This is a genomic window from Rhodococcus opacus B4 (assembly GCF_000010805.1).
Classification (GTDB): domain Bacteria; phylum Actinomycetota; class Actinomycetes; order Mycobacteriales; family Mycobacteriaceae; genus Rhodococcus_F; species Rhodococcus_F opacus_C.
This window is the reverse complement of record NC_012522.1, coordinates 40,548-58,227: the sequence shown is the minus strand read 5'-3', so window position 1 is coordinate 58,227 and position 17,680 is coordinate 40,548. Positions and strand designations below refer to the sequence as shown.

Genomic DNA, 17,680 nt, shown 5'->3' with positions numbered 1-17,680 from the left:
GCCAGGGTTGCTGGCCGGCGGTCGCTGCCCCGGTGGGTATGGCGAGCCGCTCAGGTGACGAGGAGCTGTCGCAGCACATATTGCAGTATCCCGCCGTGGCGGAAGTATCCCGCCTCCGCGGGGGTATCGATCCGCACGGTGGCGCGGAATTCCTGTACTTGACCATGGTGGTGGGCTCGGACGGTGACCTCGGTAGGGAAGTCCGCGCCCGGGTCGCCGCCTTCGAGTCCGGTGATCGAGTATTCCTCTTCACCGGTCAGGCCGAGGCTTTCGCGGGTGTGACCGGGCGGGAATTGCAGGGGCAGTACCCCCATGCCGATCAGGTTGGAGCGGTGGATGCGCTCGAACGACGTCGCGAGGACCGCTTTGACCCCGAGGAGCAGTGTTCCCTTGGCCGCCCAGTCGCGCGAGGACCCAGATCCGTACTCGGCGCCGGCGAGGATGATCAGCGCAGTGCCCTCGGCGGCGTAGGCGTTCGCGGCGTGGAAGATGCTCATCTCCTGCCCGTCGGGGAGGTGGCGGGTGACGCCGCCCTCCGTGCCCGGGGCCAGCAGATTCCGCAGGCGAATGTTGGCGAAGGTGCCGCGGATCATCACCTCGTGGTTGCCGCGACGGGATCCGTAGGAGTTGAAGTCGGGCGGTTCGACGCCATGCTCGCGCAGGTAGATACCGGCCGGGCTGCCGCGGCGGATCGTGCCCGCGGGTGAGATGTGGTCGGTGGTCACCGAATCCCCCAACATGACCAACACCCGGGCGCCGGTGATGTCGGAGATCGGTTGCGGTTCGGGCTGTATGCCGTCGAAGTACGGTGGCCGCCGCACATAGGTGGAGTCCTCGTGCCATTCGAATATCTCACCGGAGGCGACATCGAGGCCGCGCCAGTTGTCGTCGCCGGCGAACACATTCGAGTAGCCGTCGGTGAACATCTGTGACTGCAGGCATTCGTCGATGACTGCCTTGACCTCCTCGGTGCTCGGCCAGATGTCGCGCAAATACACCGGCCGCCCGTCCGACCCGGTCCCGATCGGATCATGCAGCACATCGGCGAGCATGGTCCCGGCGAGTGCGTAGGTGATGACCAGCGGCGGGGAGGTGAGGAAGTTCATCTTGCACTCGGCGTGGATACGGCCCTCGAAGTTACGGTTCCCGGACAGCACCGCGCAGGCGGTCAGATCGTGTCCGGTGACCGCGTCGCTGACCTGGGAGATCAGCGGACCGGAATTACCGATGCAGGTGGTACAGCCATAGCCAACGAGTCCGAAGCCCAGCCGTTCCAGATAGGGGGTCAGCCCGGCCCGATCGTAGTAGTCGGTGACCACCCGCGATCCCGGGGCCAGCGACGTCTTCACCCACGGTTTACGAGTCAGGCCCGCCTGCACGGCCTTCTTCGCCAGCAGGCCCGCGCCGATCATCACCGACGGGTTCGAGGTGTTGGTGCACGAGGTAATCGCGGCGATGACCACATGCCCGTGATCGACACTGTGCACCTCGCCGTCGAGGACCACCTCCACCGGGTCGGAGGGCCATACATGGCTCTTCCCGCACCGGCACGGCGCCGCCGGCCCATCCGATGCGCGGTCGTGGTCGACCGCGATCGGATCGCTGGCGGGGAACGACTCGCCGGACGCCTCGTCGAGGCCGGCATCCAGCGCAGTCGGCAATGGTTGGCCCGCCAGCAACGACCCAACGGCGTGCGGCGCACTGGCCAGCGGGATGCGGTCCTGGGGTCGTTTCGGGCCCGCGATGGACGGCTCGACGGTGGCGAGGTCGAGCTCGACGGTGTGACTGTAGGCCGGTTCTTGATCGGGGTCGTGCCACATTCCTTGTTCTTTGGCATAAGCCTCGACGAGTCGGACCTGCTGCTCGGGTCGCCCGGTCAGACGCAGATAGTTGAGGGTCTCGTCGTCGATGGGGAAGATGGCACAGGTCGAACCGTATTCGGGACTCATGTTTCCCAGGGTCGCCCGGTTGGCCAACGGGACGTTGGCGACACCAGGGCCGTAGAACTCCACGAATTTGCCGACGACCCCGGTCTTGCGGAGCAACTCGGCGATCGTGAGGACGAGGTCGGTGGCGGTGGTGCCCTCGGGTAGGGCGCCGGTGAGTTTGAGCCCGAGGACCTGCGGCAGGAGCATGCTCATCGGCTGGCCGAGCATGGCCGCCTCCGCCTCGATCCCGCCGACTCCCCAACCGAGCACGCCGAGGCCGTTGATCATCGGGGTGTGCGAGTCGGTGCCCACGAGAGTGTCCGGGTAGGCGAGAGGGCCGTCCGGTGTTTCCTGTGTGAACACCACGCGGGCCAGGTATTCGAGGTTGACCTGATGGCAGATTCCGGTATCGGGTGGCACGACCAGAAAATCGTCGAAGGCTTGCTGCGCCCACCGCAACAGTTGGTAGCGCTCCTTGTTGCGGGAGAACTCGAGGTCGGCGTTGACCCGGTAGGCGTCGGGCCGGCCGAAGACGTCCGCGATCACCGAGTGATCGATGACCAATTCGGTGGGAATGAGCGGGTTGATCTTTCGCGGGTCGCCGCCCAGCGCCGTCATCGCATCCCGCATCGCCACCAGGTCGACCACACACGGCACGCCGGTGAAGTCCTGCATAAGCACCCGGGCTGGGGTGAATTGGATTTCGGTGTGGCCGGGATTGCGCGGTGACCACGAGGCCAGGGCCGAGACCTGCCCGGCGGTGACCAGGCGGCCGTCCTCGTTGCGGAGCAAATTTTCCAACAGCACCTTCATACTGTAGGGAAGCTGCACGTCGGTCTCGATCGCATCCAGCCGGTAAATACCGTACGTCTGGTCTGCGACTGTCAGTGTGGAGCGCGCGCCGAAACTGTTGCCGCTCACGGTTCGGGCTCCCCTGTAGAGGTGTGGCCACTATGGTTCATCGCGTTCAGGGCCAGCGTGGAGTGCGCGAACGCACCACCGGCCCGCATTTCCGCCGCGACCCAGATGGCTTCCATGATTTCCTCCGGTTCGGCGCCCTTGCGGCGGGCCAGTTTGGTGTGCCCGGTGATGCAGTACGGGCACTGCGTCACATGGGCGACCGCGACCGCGATGAGCTGTTTCGTCTTCTCCGGCAGCGCACCGTCGGCGAAGACGGCGCGACTGAAATTCTCGAAGGCGTCGTGAATCCCGGGTGCGAGCGCCTTGCGACGTTCCGAAATCTCCGTCGTGGTGGGCTGATACAGCGACTCGGGCATACAGCTGTCCTCCTGTTTCAGCGTTGCCAGCCGTAGCACAGACACCGCAGCAGCAGCGCGGACCTTGCCTGCCACCATAGCCCGTCCGCATCAAATTGCCAGGGCCGAAGGTCCCCACCTCAACGACCGATCCGATCCCCAACGGTGCAGACGCAGTGGGTGATCGGCACGGCACTTGGGCCGATTGATCATCGACCCGATACGCTTGCCGCACTGCGCGGCGACATGGTGGCGGAGAACAATATTGGATGCGTGCGTTCCGATCCGCGCGACGAGACCAACCCACCCCGTGAGCGGTACGGTGAAGATAACGGACCGTCCGGGCGTAGGAGATGAAAATGTGCGCTGCCAAGGTTGCCTCGTCGGTGATGCAAGTGGCCGAGCTGGATCGGTCGGTGAAGTACTACTGCGACGTCTTCGGCTGCCGTGTCGCGGTGCGCGAGCCCGATGCAGCACTCCTTCTGACGCCGGACAACTTTCAGATCTACATGTATGCGAAGAAGGGGGCATCGACCCGTCGCGGGGTAAGCGTCATCGGCGTGCACTACGTCATGTGGGCCGCCGACACCGAGGACGAGTTGGAGCGGATCACCGAGCGGCTACACGCATATGACGCGACCACGTACACGCAGACGGTCGGCGGGGTGACGTTCGTGGATGGTTGCGACCCGGACGGCATCCGTGTCATCGTCGCCTACCCGGGCCCCGAGCAGCTACCGCGGGAGCTGATCGCGCAACGATTCCGCGGGTGACCACCGGCGTCGGTGCATCTGCCACGCCGGCGAGGAGGGCGTCTTTTGATCGAATGCGACCGCGCCGCCGTCTGGCTATTTCAGACGACGAGTAACGCACAACGGATCGCAGGCGCCGAGGTTGTGACCGCTCGAGGACACCGCCGAGTACAAGATGGGGTCATCGGCCCTTCATGAGGTACCGTGCACGGTTCGGTCAATTCCGCCGGACGATGCCCGATCGGCGTGTCCTGACGCTGGCGTGGATCAGCACCTACTAGTCGTGGATTTCGCCAATCACGGGGTGCCATTTGCTGATGAGAACCTTTGATACGAGGTTTGCCTGAGCGAATGGATCGTGCGTGAACAGACGTGTGACGGTGTCTTCGTCGGCAGCGTCGACGATGAACTGGACGCCGGTATGGTCGGCGAGGGGATCCGATGACAGCACCACTTTGCGGCGGACCAATTCGGCGAGCCACGCATGGTGGTCGGTTCGGTGATCATCACGACCGGAGGATGTTTCGGGGCTGTAGGTGTATTCGACGACGAACACGGGCATGCTCTTCTCGTTCTCTCGTAAGCCGATCTATTCAGTGTGCAACCCCGCTCGATTCCATACCCGTCCTTTCGCGCGATTCGTTATGACGGTTCATCAGGAGTGGGGGTCAGGTACGCCAGGCAGAGCGACGGCTCGACGAACGGCTCGAGCCGATCGGCCGCGAGCGGTGCCCGCACCTCGGCCAGCGCCCCGCGGATCAAGCCCAGGTGCAGCGAACACACCACGTCCCGGTGCCGCTCGGCTACCTCCCGGAACGGGCAGTGCCGCAACGGGATCACCGGTCGAGTGAGGTCGTCGACCACGCCCGGGGCGAAGCCGGACTCGGCCAGCACCGTCGACAACCGGCGGACCCCGTCGGCGGCGTCCACCCGCTGCGACGGGGCCGGCCGCTCCGCGAGGTAGCGGCCCCACGCCTCCCCGGCCGTCTCGGCGGCCTGGCCGGGTTCCGGCAGAGTGTCGCCGATAAGGCCGGTCAGCATCTCCGCCAGCAACCGATAGCTGCGCCGGCCGGTGGACGCATCCGAGGTGGTAGCGGCATAGACCATCCGGGGCCGACCCGGACGGCGGCGGTCCTCGGCTCGGCGCTCGGCCAGGCCCGTGTCGACCAATCCGTCCAGATGGAACCGGGCCGTATTCGGATGCAGGTCGACCCGTTCGGCGATGTCCTGTACGCCCATCGGTTCCGCCGCGACGCACAGCAGCTCCAGCACCCGGTTCCGGGTCTCGCCGAGCGCGGTCGCCGGCGTGGGGTCGGTCAACGTCTGCTCGCTCATGCCTCACTACTTTAGCCGAGACTGTTAGTAGAAACCATCCGTATCGACGAAGGATGCAGCGCGCGGTCGATCATCGGATCGTGCCAGGCCAAGCACCACTAGTGATGCTAGTCACACGCGTTTCACCTTACGCCGGACCACGAGTTTGCACTATTCTAATAGTAAATAATAGTTGTATGAGGTAAGTGCTAGCTTGCTCTCCTCGTCGCAGAGAGAGGACCTCGTCGTGAGCGCACCATTCGACATCACCGACACCATCATCGGCTCCGGTGCTCGGGCCGGTTCGGGCATTCGAGATGACGCTCACCGTCTGCTCCGCGAGTGTCGAGCGAAAGCCGCACTGGTGACCGAGTTGTCACTCGATGGCCCACTGTCGGCGAAGACGTACGCCGGGGTGAATCTCCCCGCCGCCCGCCGTCGACGGCATCCGGCCGCCAGCGAACCGCCGTGGGGCCGTGACGAGGTCGAGGCACTGCCGTCTGGTTCGGCGCTGCTCGTGGTCACCCGGGGGCCGAACCGCGGTGAGTGGTTCCTGCTCGATCAGCCGGTCACCACGATCGGTCGCCACATCGACAGCGACATCTACCTCGACGACACGACCGTCGGCCGTCGCCACGCCCAGATCCGGTGCGACAACGACACATTTCGGGTGACCGATGTCGGCAGTCTCAATGGCACCTACCGCAACCGGGCACCGGTCGACACTGCACTGCTCGCCGACGGTGACGAGATCAAAATCGGAAAATTCCGGCTCGCGTTCCTCATCACACCGCCTTCAGCGGCAACAGATCAATGACCCTGACCGAGTGAGTGATACGGCTTTCCCCGTCGCCGTGATCGCCCCGCAAGCTATGTCGTGGTGTCCTCGACCAGCACGAGGCACCGGAAGTCGATAGCCGGCTCATCCGGTGGGAAACTGCTCACACTTGCGTTGCCCGACCAGCGGGCCGGAGTTTTCGGTGCAGGTGGTGCGGCTGTAGCCGACGAGTCCATAGCGCCAGCTGCCGGTACGCAACCGGAGCGCGTCCAAGCCTTCCGCGGGCCGTAGGTCTCAACCTGCGAGCCACAGACGCCGCCGTGCCACTGCCTTCATCTTCTGCACAATCTCCGGTCGGAGCGGAGTTGGAGGGTTCGGGTGCAGCTGCGCGTTCAGGCAGCGGAAGAACTCGCCGGTATCCATACCGAGAACAGCGACTATCTCCGCCGCCGGGCCGCCGCGATGCGGGAACCAGTGAAGCGCGAAGGTCATCATCCGATTCACATTTTCCGTGTTTCCGGTCATCGTATTTCCTTTCCCTCACCGCTACCCGGCCCGAGTCGATGGCGGAGCGCCCCTATTCCAGTGGGTCGTCGCAATGGACTCCGTCGACGTGGTCGAGGACCGATAGTTGCGTCATCAGTTCGCTCAAGTTCGTGGTTCCATACAGTTCGAGTTCGACTTCGACGCCGCTGGCGAGTGGCATCGCAGTGTCCAGATTGTCGCGCAGACGGGTGAGAACGCCGCCGGCGCCGGCGTCGGCATCGGGGTGTCGGGTGGCGAAGCCCTGAACGGCGAGCCCGTGCTCCGTGCAAGCGGAGATGATGCGCCGGAGTGCGCCGGTGCCGTCGGCGTACCGCACGCGTAGCAGGTGCTGGCTGGACTTGCCGAGCCGGCTGTAACGGACGACGACCGGATACGCGAAGGCGATGACGAAGTGGCAGCCGGTGACGAACATCGCCGGAAGGATCAGCCCGGCACCGGATGCGGTCCCGATTGCGGCGGTGAGCCAGATCGACGCCGCGGTGGTCAGTCCGCGGACCTTGTTGCGGCGGACGAAGACCAGTCCGGCGCCGATGAAACCGATTCCGGAGACGATTTGGCCGGCCACCCGCGAGGGGTCGAGCGTGACCAGGCCTTCGGTGAGGACGTCGCTGAACCCATACTTGCTGACGATCATGAACAATGCAGCCCCGAGACCGACGAGGGTATGGGTACGCATCCCGGCGGACTTCTGCCGCAACTGCCGCTCCATGCCCACCGCCGTGGACAGCACCACGGCCACCGACAACACAGCCAGCATCTGCCACCAGGACGGGTACGAGGTCACTAGCATCGCGCGGATAATCCTTTGACGATAGAAGAAGAACGGCGCGAGCGTCGCGCTGGAACATGACGGTCCGCAAGCGTGGGGCCGGTGTTCTGAAGGTCGGGTCTATTTTGGTGCTGGACGGAATGTCGGACTTGCCATCACCAACAGTGAGTTGGAAGGCTCGCCGACGGAAAGATCGTTGGCCTCGAGGCACTCTCGGAACGTGGGCGTCATGCCGCGGCGACTCGGAACGGTGCGCCACACCTGCGTCTCGAACGGGAAGATCGACTCCAGCCGTCGGCGTTCGAGGTCCCTGACCGGCGTCACGACGGGCGAGGCATGCGGCGGCGCGACCGGTGTCGGTTTCAGTGGTGTCCTGGAGGGGCGACGACGTGAGACAACCTCGAGTAAGGCGACAGCGCCGATCGCGGCGGCAACCGCCACGGTGAACCCCCAGCGCTGCAAGTCCACCGGCGATGCCGCGACGGCCGCGTGGAGCGAGGTCACGAACAGCGCACCGGCGGCCGCAACCGACACGAGCGTGGACCGCCGTTCTCGGGCGGAGGCGACCGCGTGAGGCAGCAGACTGCTTTCAGCACTGTCACACAGCTTACCGAGTTCGGTATGCAGAAACGCGATCTCGTCGGCGGTGCGGTGCACCAGCGTTGATCGAAGGTGTGTCGATTCGATCCGTGGCGGGAGGCGGTGATCATCGGCGGGGTGTGCTTGCAGAAGCCGTGTCTCGATCATCCGTGTGCGGGCCGCCGCGATGTCGCCGAGGCCCGCGAGGGCGCCACCCTCGCTCAGTTGGCGGCGGTTGCGCAGGAGCGACAGGACGCGTCGGTGGTCCGCCGAGTGCTGTGCGCGCAGGGCGACCCAGCCGATGAGGCAGTAGAGCATCTCACGGGTGCCCCGATCGACATATTGGCGACCGATAACGGGGGCGCCGACGTCGACGGCGAGGGCTCGGGCGTCCTCGCGAATCGCGATCCCCGATCCGAGACGAGACGCCCTGTCGATCAGCGGGACCCGGTGCCAGCGCAAGAGTCCACGGTAGGAGCGGGACGCGGCCCCGCCGCAGGGTGAGGTGCCCGGTTCATCGACCAGTCGCCGTACAGTATCGACCCCGTCCGTGTGGACCTCGATGATCAGGCCCTCGAGGGTGTCCGAATCAGTCCGGTGAGGGCCGTGGATTGTCAGGCTGCGCAGCGGCCGGTAGACCGCGGAGCTGGGCAGTCGGGTGTTCAGCCGCGGGAAGACGTCCATCGGGCTCGCATCAGGCGTCAACCCGAAGGGGCGGAGGAATGCTTCGATGGCGGCCCAGAATTCGGGGCTACCGCCGCCGCGGAGCGGATCATGGTGCCGGTCGATCAGGCTGCCGGCGCGGTCGGGGGTGAGTTCCTCGCAGGCCAGCACCAGTCCGTTGCCGGGCACCTCCCACAGTGACAGGCACGTGGCCGGCGGGCCGACGTAGGGGCGACGCCGACCGTCAGGTGCGCGCTGTCCATCGAGTGCGAGGCCGAAGGTAACCGGGGGACTCCTGCGGTCGACGATGTGCCGGAACGCCAGCAACTGTGCTTGGGGTCCATCGTCTCCGGTGGCGGTGGGGGCGCTGATGCGGGCAGGCAGGAACGGTTCGACCTCGTCGACCGCGGGTACCGGGACCGGGTCGGCGCTTTCGACGATATCCAACGGCAGCAGGATGACGCGCAACATTGCCCGGCCTCTCTTCGACGACAGCGAAGCCGGGGCCGGCCGGCGGGTGACGAGTCCAGGACGATTCATTTTTTGTTCCATCAATTCTCGACACATCCGGCACTCCTGCACCGACCAATAGGTCGGCAGGGGAGACGGTCATCTCACCGGATGTTGTGTGCGTGCCCCTGGCTCGCTCACCCTGCTCTCGTTGGGAACACGCCCGTCCCGGCCCCTCCGCGGCCGGGACGGGCGTGTCAGAGGCCGGAAGTTGGCCCCCCGATCGGGTGGTCACACGCGGGGCGGACCAATAAGACTGCGGTGTGCTTCCTTCGAACTCGGCAGGGTTTTGTGAGCCTCGTTCGCCGCTGTAGGAAATTGGAAGAGAGTGCAGTCGATGATATTTCCAGGTTCCGAGCCGTTCTCTTCCGAATCTGGTACGTCTGATGTGGGCGCGGGTCAGGGCTGTGGGCCGAGTTCGCGGGGCAATATCATCGATGTTCAGGCAGCGAAGAGGGTGTCGGGGTGCGGTGTTGACGCCAGTGTCGCTTCAGCTCTTCCTCTTTCGGGTGAGTTGAGTGGACTCGAGCGCCTTCTCTCGCTTCTCCGCCCGGCGCTCCTTGAGGGCGCGTGCGGACTGTTTTGAACTCTTGACGGCGGACTTGTCAGCCATTGTCGGTCCTTTCCGAATCGGCAACCGCGAACTGACCTTGACCATACCCAACAAAAGAAACAAGTCCAGTTCAGCGGCCGATCAGAGGCGGTTGGTAAGGGCTTCATGACGACGGGGTCGTCGGCGGACTGTTCCCCGATCCGAAATTCTCCCCGACGCCAGCTGCGCCCGGTGCGGTCGTCGTGCCGTTGTCCGTCGGGAGTTTCCGAGGTGCAAGGCGCGCAGGAAATTTCACGGAACTTGCGAACTTCTTGCCGATGGCTATGGTGCAGGGCAGCGTTAGTGGCATCTAGTTGGAGGACTGAAATGTGAGTGCAGCTACCGATCGTCAGTGGGCGGTTCGTGACGCTGTTCTGCGTTGGCTTCTTGCGAAGACAACGGAGGGTTATCGCAGCCCGATTCTGGACGCGGATGCCATCGGAGCAGAGGTCGGGTGGGTGGCTTCGCCGCTCACCCGCGACGAAGTGGTCGACGCCTCGATGTTCCTGTTCAAGGAGAACTATGTGACAGGCGTGCCGGTGATGGGTATCGGGATTCCACGACCGATGCTGACTGTCGCGGGACGTCGGGTGGCCAAGGCCGGAAAACCGCTGAGGTACAAGGTCGACGCTCACGAGGCGAAGGTGCGCCGGCATCTGGGCGGAACCGCTGGCAGAGACATCCGCGACGACGACGGCGGCAGTGAAGTGAAAGAGAGAATGGCTCGACCGGTCACTCGACGATGAGTACGTGAGCCGGGTTGAGCGCGGAACCGCTAGCGGTCCGCGCCATCGTCTGGGCACACCACCCCGCACCGACGCGGTCACCAGTCCGGTCGCGTCCCACAAGGTAGGTGTCGCGCGTACGCGTACTGCGTCGCGAAGCCTCGACCCACCTTGGTCGACTATCTTTTAGTTTGCGATCGGTACGGTCTGGCCCTTATGTCGGCGCCGGCTGGCCAGGGTGAATCACCGAAAAAGTCGGAACGATAGCAGGATTCACTTTAGGTCCTATTCGACTCGAGGTGCTCCGGATATTGGAGCGTGGACGCTGGAAGGATCGGCCGAGGTGCGCAGAGCGACTTACAGTTTCGCCGGCCATCGCCGTTCGCGTGGTTCGGCGATGGGCACGTTGTTCGCTGATGAGGGTGTAACGGTCGACGACGGTTTCGCGGCCTTCTCGTGGGGTGACTGCATGCCCGCCGATGATCTGACCGATGGCACTCGGAGCCAACCAGCTACTTCTAGACGAAGGCAGGAATCGACGTCCATCATGAGTGTGACACCCGACCACAGGACATCGTCGACCCTCGCCGGTGCCCGGTCGATCAGTACCCCGGAGATCAAGGCCCGACTCGCCGGATGTGCGGTGACGACGACCCCGACCTTCCTTCGCCCTCGTTGCTGACCCCGCCGGGCTGCGAGCGAACTGAGCTCCACCACATCACGATCCGCACCGGCAGCAACATTCTGCCCCCCGAGAAGGACCTGTCCCGTGAACCTCAATGTCGCCCTGCTCTTGCTTGTTCTCGCCGGCGGAATCGGTGGCACCGCCGCCGTCCAGGCCGCGTGGCGCCGTGCCGCCGACCGCGGCCGGCGGCACGGCGTTCCACGTCAACGGCTGATCAAACGTTCTCGGAGCCCGGTCCAACGGGGTCAAGAGGACATGCGTGTGAGCGATCATGCGATGGGGTGGGTCTGGTACGGGCGCTCCCGCGGATCCCGTGCCGGCGCATTTGAAGTGCAAACGTGCCGCCGGGTGCGTGCGGTCCCGGACAGATGCCATGCCGACCTCGTCGATCCATAGCACTGAAAATCTCGCCACGATGGCGAACACCGCCTGCGCGGAGAGTGCCCGCGGTGCCGAAGGGGCCCTGCGCGACGTCGAGGTGCACCTCCAGGTTTGATCCCCGGAGACGTCGTCTGTGACAACGATATCGCGGGTGCCAGCGTCCGAAGTTGCCGCGGTGGCCAGTTGCCGACGACCGTTTGATCACTACCCCTGCGCCAGTCCGCACGTGGGTCTCCCGGATACGGCTGCGTAGGGGCGCGTCTCGTGTGGCGCCAGGACAGGCTGCAGCTGTGAGTGGCGGTGATGGAGACCAGGACGTTGAGATCGCTCGGGTCCTCCTCTTGTTTGCGGCCCGATCGCTACGGAGGCGAGCACGAGATCACCGGAGTGTTCCCGTCCGGGATGCACCCGACGAGGATCTCGATTGCCGTTGTTCCGATCGCCCTGCCGAACTTGCGTTTGATAGCTGCCCGCACCGTCGAGGCTGATGCACCCTGGTGCGCGCGGTACACCTGGTCTACGCCCCGCTGGATGTTCGCCGCTACGGTGGGCACCAAATCTGGCGCATACCCGATGTCTATGCGCACCGCAACCTCGACCCTCGTGTATCACCGCACGCTCACCTCGAGAGTATAAGAGACGCAGGATGACTCAGCACTATCCTACACTTTTGCCGAAGATTGTGGTGCATGTCGTTGTGGCTGGGATCTGTGGGCCGGAGGCTGAATTCAGCAGATCAGGCGCACTCATTCCGGTTCCTTGCTCGGGTCGAGAGCTTCCCGATCGACCAGGCGAGGGTGCATCGCACTGCTCTGAGCGGGTGCCGCGCCGGAGTCCGACCACTGCGACGAACACTTCACATCGATCGGCACCGCGCCGCCAAGGAATGCAACCGATCGATCGGTAGGGGCGTCAGCTATTGCCGCGGCCTGAGGGTTCATCGGATTTACTCCTGCACAACCAGAGTCATCCGCACCTTCGCCGAAGTGAACCGCTCGTAGACGCCAGGCGTGTCGGTGTCGTGCCACTCGGCTACGCCCGACGTGCGTGGTCCGCGACACAAGACCGAGCGCCCCATCAACGGTCTCATCCACGACACCTGCCTTCGCCTAGGTAAGGCCTAGGTAAAGGCCTGTGTTCTCCGGATGTCCGTTCCTGGAGACTGGAGTGACAGACCCAGACCAGGCGGAGTCAACAGTGTGACGCGAGACCTCGCCCCCGCGCCGACCTCACCTGTCCCGCTGTACGGGCCGATGTAGCGAAAGGACCCTCATGCCGACCGACACCTCCGCAGTACCCGGACGAGGACATTCGCCGCAGCCTGCGGACGCGCAGTTGCTGTCCGCCGCGGCGGCGGTCCTGGCCGAGCAACGCGCCTGTAGCGATGACGCCGGCTTCGATGCTCTCCTCGATGTGGCCCGCCGGAACCATGTCAGCGCCACCACCGCAGCTGTCCGTGTCCTGTCGTGGCCGTCTGCGGATCGCGGTGGCGGTGAGAAGCAGCATCCCGGTGCCACAGTGCTGCCGCGCCGCGACGCCGACGGTGTCAATGGATAGGAATCCGCCATTGCCGATCTTGAGGGAGCCGTTCCCGGCGGCGGTCACCGCTGATTCCGGTGAATGGCTGGCGTGCCGCGGCGCCGAACTGTCGGTGTTCCTTCTCCCCCGACGGTGAACGGCGCGGCGCTCCGGATCGGTGTGAAGCGCGGGCCCGGCAGATTTGTCAGGTGTGCCCCGGGCTGGTGCGGTGTCGCGATCACGCGCTGACCTCGGGTGAATCCTACGGCGTGTGGGGTGGCATGACCGAGTCGGACCGACGAAAGCACACCAACCGTTCCCGCCGAGGTGAGCGTCGACCGCTCGGGTCCTTCCAGGAGCGACCTGTGGGTGCTGCATCGGGAGTACGCGGGGCCACGTTCACCGGTTCGTATGGCGGTGCGTACACCGGTGGGGCGTCGAGGGGTCGCCCCACCGCCCGGTGACACCCCACGCCGACCTGGACCGGGGCGGATTCGCACCGTCGGACGCTTCGGCGAGGCAAAGAAGCACGGGGGCATGCGCTTCACGTACCGTCGACAGAGCCGAACGGGTACCGCAGGCTGCACCTGATCGTGCGGATTCCGGTGTCCCGTCGAGTGCAGACGGGTTCGTCGAAATCCAGATCCGGAGACCCTTGCGATGAGTTTCTGGGCGAGTTTCGTGCACAGGTCTCTTGCGAGCGAAGACCGCGGACACCGTCCCGGTTGACCAGAACTCCACCGGCAGTCTCCACCACGCGGTACCACCGCGCATGATGTACTGGATGCCATCCAATATCAACGGCAGCACTACTTCTCGGGTCACCTCCCGCGACCTGCCGAGCCACTGGTGCAGGAATCGCGAGTCGAGTGGCCCACTCTGCGTCGGTGACCGACGACGAGTACTCCGCGCAACCATGTCCCCGGGCACAACGAAATCGACGATGATGACATTGGGCTCCCGTTGGGTCGGTGATCTGGTGATCACCGACCCAATCAGGAGCCGATTCTCGGAGGCACAGGCGTGCCATATCGGGTTCTCAAACACCCTCTGGCGCAGCCGCTGGAATCGTCCGCATCCGATCATGGGGCGGCATGGACCGGCGTCGCATTCGGGCTTCGCGTGCTGGAGCTGCTGGGCATCCAAACGCGTTCGTTACGGCACTGAGCCTGAGGCGACCGGTGCCGATCGTTGGTCGCGGCCGCCTCCTCGTTCGCGCGGTGGACGGAGCTATCCGACGAGCACCTGTCCGAGCCGAGGGCGCTGGGCAGATGGTTGTGTGCTCTGGGCCTGCCACCTCCAGTGCAGTTGCTCGAGTCGGGCGGTGATGCCGATCAGCAGGTCCTGGGTGACCGGGTCCGCCTTCTCGGTGGACTCGATGGAAGCCCGCAACCGTGCGATGACGGCGGCCAGGTTCGCGGCGATCGTCTCGACCACCTCGCCGTCGGATGTCCACCCTTCGGCGAATCCCGTGGTACCCGCGTCCGCGGCGACGGTGGCCGCGCGGCCGTCGGGGCTGACGCCGATTGCGGTGGCCCGTTCGGCCGCCTCATCGGTGAATTTGCGTGCGACGGTGGCCAGCTCGTCGAGGGCGGGGTGTATCGCCAGGAAGTGGGGTCCGATGACGTTCCAGTGGGCCTGTTTGGCGATCAGGCTCAGGTCGATCAGGTCGACGACGGTGCCCTGCAGTGCCTTGCCGGCGATCCGTTGCTGCTCGGTGTCGAGGGTGGTGGTGATGGGGGTGGGGGTCATGGTTGCTCCTGTCGTTTCTTGGGTCGGTGTCGGGGTCCTTGCGATGGTCGAGACCGACCGAGGTCGTCCCGATCGTGCTGTCGGCATGGTGGGTGACCGTGTCGGTGTGATCGGTACCCACGCGTGCTGCGGGATGTCCGGGCGCTCTGCGATCTCAGGCAATGTCTGCGAGAGGCAGAGCCGTGTTCTCCTCAGCCTCGCTGAGCTGGTGTGCGAAAACTGAACCGGCGTTTTCGGGCGGGGTGCCGTGATCGGTCTCGGGGGCGAACATCACCTCGAGGTGGGCCTTGATCTGGCGGGTGCTCATCGATCCGCCGTGGGCGAAGGATCTGTGGATTGCGGCGGCGGGCGTGCGTGATCGATACATTCCTTGTTCTCTCTTTCTCGGCCTCCGGGCCGCTCGGCGCGGGGTGGGCCGTGCGTGCGGCGCAGCGTCACGGCAGGAGCCGCGACCAAAGTGCTTTCGGCCACAGCCAGGTCGGCCGTGGCCGCGGGCGGATCACTCAGCGTCGGGGCGATGCCGAAGCACCCTCATCGCGCACTGAGTTGCCGCGGTGCAGTGATCACCGCGGCGCGCTGTGGTCAATGAGGTTATGCCTCATCGACCACCGCCTATTCTCCAGCGGCAATGGACACCATGCGGGTGCCCGGTACGGTCTTGCTCAACGCGATCGCGATGCGGCGTTCGGATTCGTCTGCGAACGGGCCTGCGAGGGTGACGCAGCCCTCCTCGACCGTCACGTGCCAGCGTCCGTCCCCGGTGTAGTCGTCGAGGCGGCGTTGCGCGCCCACGGCGATCGTCTCGTCCGGTTTGAGCATCAGCCGCACCACGTCACTGCGGCTGAGGATGCCCACTACCCGACCGTCGATATCCACGACCGGCAGACTGCGTAGTCCCTGGTGAAGTAGCATCTTGCTCACATCGGCCACATATTGATACATCGGCGCAGCAACGGCGGGTGCAGTCATCACCTCGCCCACCGTCTCCGAGGACGCGGTACCGGCCCGCAACACGTCTCCGCTGTTCAACATCCCAACCAGCCGGTCGTGGTCGTCGACCACCGGCACCGCCGCGAACCCGTACTCGGCCAGTAGCACTGCGGCCGTGCGCATACTGTCGGATTGGCGCACCACTCGAACCGGTCGCTGCATCACGTTCAACACTCGCATCGTCACCACTCGTTTCCGTCGATCCCACACCCGGCACTAAAGTGCGCCGGAAGTTGACCCCCCGATAGGTCTCACGCGGATGCGGACCAATGACTTTCGCCGTACTTCCAGACAATTCTTCAGCGCTCCGTGTCCTTTTCCGATTCTGTATATGAGCGGAAAGAAGGAAGCCCGGCGAGGTCCTCACCCCAAGTAGCTGGAACCCGAAATTGCTAGTCCGTGATGGGGCGAGTCGGCTTTCTTGGCCGAGCTTCGGGTGCGACATTCGCACCCTCAGGCAGTGAAGAGGATGGCGGGGGAGGTGGCGATGCTCCAGGATGACGTCAGCTCTTACGCTTTCGAATGAACTGAGTCGATTCGAGGGCCTTCGCTCTCTTCTCCGCCCGGCGCTCCTTGAGGGCACGTGCGGACTGTTTTGAACTCTTGACGGCGGACTTGTCAGCCATTGTCGGTCCTTTCCGAATCGGCAACCGCGAACTGACCTCGACCATACCCAAGAAAAGAAATAAGTCCAGTTCAGCGGCATTTTTGAGGGAGCGGCACGTCTACCGTGTCACGTGCAAAGGGCCGGTTCGGAGTGCGTCGACGGTGACGGCGGGATCGGCCAGAACGTCGTCACCGGTCTGTTCCCGCGCGAGATGCCCTGCGCCTCAATGATGCCCGTAGCATCGTCTTGCAGTATCAACCGGGTGTGTTCTGAAATCCTAAGACGCGCAGAATAGTTCGATGCTTGCCTATTCTTTGCCGACGGCTATGGTGCAATCAGGAATCAACGGTATCGACGGCATCTACTGGAGGACTGAAATGTGAGTGCAGCTACCGATCGTCAGTGGGCGGTTCGTGACGCTGTCCTGCGTTGGCTTCTTGCCAAGACAACGGAGGGTTATCGCAGCCCGATCCTGGACGCGGATGCCATCGGGGAAGAAGTCGGATGGGCAGCGTCGCCGCTCAGCGACGACGAGGTGTACGACGCCTCGAACTATCTCTTCAAGGAAGGCTATGTGACAGGCATGCCGGTGAAGGATGTCGGAATTCCTCGACCGATGCTGACTCTTGTCGGACGTCGTGTGGCCAAGACAGGCAACCCCCTGCGGTCCAAGGCTAACGCTCGCGACGCTAAGCCGCGCCGGCGCCCGGGGACTTTCGCAGAGGCATCCGTGACGACAGCGGGCACAGCGAAGTAGTGAGGGCTCCGCCCATCATTCGACTACGCCACGGGGTCAGTCAAGCCCGTCGAAGCATTTCCGACCGTCACCACACCCGAAGGGAGGTTTGACATGTACACCAACGTGGCACTGCTGCTGGGGTTGCTCGCCGGAGGAATCGGCGGCACCGCGGCCCTGCAAGCACTTCTGAGACGGCCCGGCAGGCCGAACCATTGGGCACCCTCGGTAGTCCAGTTGGGCCATGTTTCCTAATGGCTTGAGCCACTCGGCGATGCTCGCAAGGAGGAATCCGGCTGGGTAAGTGAGGGCGAGTTTGTCGTAGCAGGTGGCCACCGCGCGCCACTGTGTCAGCCTTGTTGAAAGCCCATTCGACCATGATGCTCGGTTTCGGTGATGACGGATGTCGCCGTTGAGGCGTCGTTGCAGTATCGCCGCCGCCGGGTCGGCTGTGGAGTGCGGTGGTGTGGCCGAAGGTGGGCAATACCAGATGGCCGCGGTCCTCGATGGTGTCGCGGCGGGCGATGGTGCAATCGGAGATGTCGCCGTCCGCGGTGCCGCGACGGCCAAGGTCGGCAAGATGGCGGCGGTGTCGAGAT

16 protein-coding genes and 1 pseudogene are annotated in these 17,680 nt (G+C 64.6%); 6 read left to right on the top strand and 11 right to left on the bottom strand.

Features of this window, described 5'->3' with window-relative positions:
* Nucleotides 1-50 precede the first annotated feature (50 nt).
* Together ROP_RS00310 and ROP_RS00305 are read right to left on the bottom strand one after the other, a co-directional pair.
* Nucleotides 51-2,849, bottom strand: coding sequence for an aconitate hydratase (locus ROP_RS00310; protein WP_012687328.1), 2,799 nt, complete (start codon nucleotides 2,847-2,849; stop codon nucleotides 51-53).
* The gene (locus ROP_RS00305) at nucleotides 2,846-3,205 is read right to left on the bottom strand and encodes a carboxymuconolactone decarboxylase family protein (RefSeq protein ID WP_005261852.1); all 360 of its coding nucleotides are present in this window, start codon (nucleotides 3,203-3,205) and stop codon (nucleotides 2,846-2,848) included. Before ROP_RS00305 ends, ROP_RS00310 begins: the two co-directional genes overlap by 4 nt.
* A gap of 338 nt (nucleotides 3,206-3,543) precedes the next feature.
* On the opposite strand from ROP_RS00305, the gene ROP_RS00300 reads away from it, so the two are divergent.
* Entirely contained in the window at nucleotides 3,544-3,957 is a 414-nt protein-coding gene (locus tag ROP_RS00300; protein WP_005261854.1) for a VOC family protein, read from the top strand.
* A gap of 256 nt (nucleotides 3,958-4,213) precedes the next feature.
* Here the strand turns inward: ROP_RS00300 and ROP_RS00295 are convergent, their stop codons facing one another.
* Nucleotides 4,214-4,498, bottom strand: coding sequence for a YciI family protein (locus ROP_RS00295; RefSeq protein WP_005261856.1), 285 nt, complete (start codon nucleotides 4,496-4,498; stop codon nucleotides 4,214-4,216).
* Nucleotides 4,499-4,578: 80 nt separating this feature from the next.
* The gene (locus ROP_RS00290; protein WP_012687327.1) at nucleotides 4,579-5,271 is read right to left on the bottom strand and encodes a helix-turn-helix transcriptional regulator; all 693 of its coding nucleotides are present in this window, start codon (nucleotides 5,269-5,271) and stop codon (nucleotides 4,579-4,581) included.
* A gap of 226 nt (nucleotides 5,272-5,497) precedes the next feature.
* Here ROP_RS00290 and ROP_RS00285 point away from each other — a divergent pair, with 226 nt between their 5' ends.
* Entirely contained in the window at nucleotides 5,498-6,067 is a 570-nt protein-coding gene (locus ROP_RS00285) for an FHA domain-containing protein (RefSeq protein WP_005261859.1), read from the top strand.
* A gap of 255 nt (nucleotides 6,068-6,322) precedes the next feature.
* Here ROP_RS00285 and ROP_RS00280 read toward each other — a convergent pair whose 3' ends face one another.
* The 4 genes from ROP_RS00280 to ROP_RS44760 all read right to left on the bottom strand — a co-directional run bounded on the left by ROP_RS00280 (nucleotide 6,323) and on the right by ROP_RS44760 (nucleotide 9,708).
* A complete protein-coding gene (locus ROP_RS00280; RefSeq protein WP_005261861.1) occupies nucleotides 6,323-6,553 on the bottom strand; it encodes a hypothetical protein in 231 nt (76 codons plus the stop codon).
* A 52-nt stretch (nucleotides 6,554-6,605) separates the two neighbouring features.
* Nucleotides 6,606-7,364, bottom strand: coding sequence for an MgtC/SapB family protein (locus ROP_RS00275; protein WP_012687326.1), 759 nt, complete (start codon nucleotides 7,362-7,364; stop codon nucleotides 6,606-6,608).
* A gap of 99 nt (nucleotides 7,365-7,463) precedes the next feature.
* A complete protein-coding gene (locus ROP_RS00270; RefSeq protein WP_043823964.1) occupies nucleotides 7,464-9,125 on the bottom strand; it encodes a hypothetical protein in 1,662 nt (553 codons plus the stop codon).
* Between the two features lie 460 nt (nucleotides 9,126-9,585).
* On the bottom strand, nucleotides 9,586-9,708 hold the full coding sequence (locus ROP_RS44760) for a hypothetical protein (protein WP_269454428.1): 123 nt from the start codon (nucleotides 9,706-9,708) through the stop codon (nucleotides 9,586-9,588).
* 308 nt (nucleotides 9,709-10,016) lie between these two features.
* Here ROP_RS44760 and ROP_RS00265 point away from each other — a divergent pair.
* From ROP_RS00265 to ROP_RS43870, 3 genes and pseudogenes are all read left to right on the top strand, one after another.
* Nucleotides 10,017-10,398, top strand: a pseudogene (locus tag ROP_RS00265) (serine recombinase).
* A gap of 2,352 nt (nucleotides 10,399-12,750) precedes the next feature.
* Entirely contained in the window at nucleotides 12,751-13,035 is a 285-nt protein-coding gene (locus tag ROP_RS42410) for a hypothetical protein (protein ID WP_043823958.1), read from the top strand.
* A gap of 161 nt (nucleotides 13,036-13,196) precedes the next feature.
* A complete protein-coding gene (locus ROP_RS43870; RefSeq protein ID WP_331457997.1) occupies nucleotides 13,197-13,460 on the top strand; it encodes a WhiB family transcriptional regulator in 264 nt (87 codons plus the stop codon).
* Nucleotides 13,461-14,226: 766 nt separating this feature from the next.
* Here ROP_RS43870 and ROP_RS00250 read toward each other — a convergent pair.
* The 3 genes from ROP_RS00250 to ROP_RS00240 form a co-directional block, all read right to left on the bottom strand.
* Nucleotides 14,227-14,748 (bottom strand): Dps family protein, encoded by a 522-nt coding sequence (locus ROP_RS00250; RefSeq protein WP_012687319.1) that lies wholly within the window; start codon nucleotides 14,746-14,748, stop codon nucleotides 14,227-14,229.
* Between the two features lie 154 nt (nucleotides 14,749-14,902).
* Nucleotides 14,903-15,055, bottom strand: coding sequence for a hypothetical protein (locus ROP_RS00245; RefSeq protein ID WP_231868826.1), 153 nt, complete (start codon nucleotides 15,053-15,055; stop codon nucleotides 14,903-14,905).
* A 305-nt stretch (nucleotides 15,056-15,360) separates the two neighbouring features.
* The gene (locus tag ROP_RS00240) at nucleotides 15,361-15,918 is read right to left on the bottom strand and encodes a CBS domain-containing protein (RefSeq protein ID WP_012687317.1); all 558 of its coding nucleotides are present in this window, start codon (nucleotides 15,916-15,918) and stop codon (nucleotides 15,361-15,363) included.
* Between the two features lie 806 nt (nucleotides 15,919-16,724).
* On the opposite strand from ROP_RS00240, the gene ROP_RS40805 reads away from it, so the two are divergent.
* Nucleotides 16,725-17,102 carry a hypothetical protein gene (locus ROP_RS40805; RefSeq protein WP_012687316.1) on the top strand — a complete coding sequence of 126 codons (378 nt, stop codon included), beginning with the start codon at nucleotides 16,725-16,727 and terminating at the stop codon, nucleotides 17,100-17,102.
* The last annotated feature ends 578 nt before the right edge of the window (nucleotides 17,103-17,680 follow it).